Origin of the sequence: Paenibacillus sp. GYB006 (assembly GCF_036577645.1) — a bacterium.
Lineage (GTDB): Bacteria > Bacillota > Bacilli > Paenibacillales > Paenibacillaceae > Paenibacillus.
The window spans coordinates 1-462 of sequence record NZ_JARBDA010000062.1 but is presented as its reverse complement, the minus strand read 5'-3'; the positions used below and the strand labels follow the sequence as shown (position 1 = coordinate 462).

Here is a 462-nt window from a genome sequence, read left to right as displayed (position 1 = left end):
GCGCCTAAAGACGCTAGCCTGACAGTAAATCTGTTCAGGCTCATTGTTATTTGTCACTTTCACTTACCAGTTAAACTGGTTTATTTCTTTTTGCTCCTGTTGCTGATGAATGGATCTTCATACTCTTTAACACTCAGCTTATCTACTGCTTGGTCGTGTGCTTCTTGTTCTCGGATGTATTTTCGTACCGTTGCTTCATTTAAGCCCACCGTACTCACATAATATCCTTCTGCCCAGAATTTTCGATTCCCGTATTTGTATTTTTGCTGGCATGTTTCTCAAAGATCATTAGAGAACTTTTACCTTTTAGATAGCCCATAAATTATGAGACTGCTATTTTGGGTGGGATTGCTACCAACATGTGCACGTGGTCTGGCATCATGTGGCCTTCTATGATTTCTACTCCTTTGTACTTACATAAACGTTTGAATATTTCAATTAGATCTTTTCTTACTTGATTAT

The 462-nt window shown here is 38.3% G+C and carries 1 pseudogene; it reads right to left on the bottom strand.

What is annotated here, in order from left to right:
• Positions 1-80: 80 nt before the first annotated feature.
• Positions 81-462: pseudogene (gene tnpA / locus PV403_RS24935) on the bottom strand (IS200/IS605 family transposase); the annotation flags it as partial.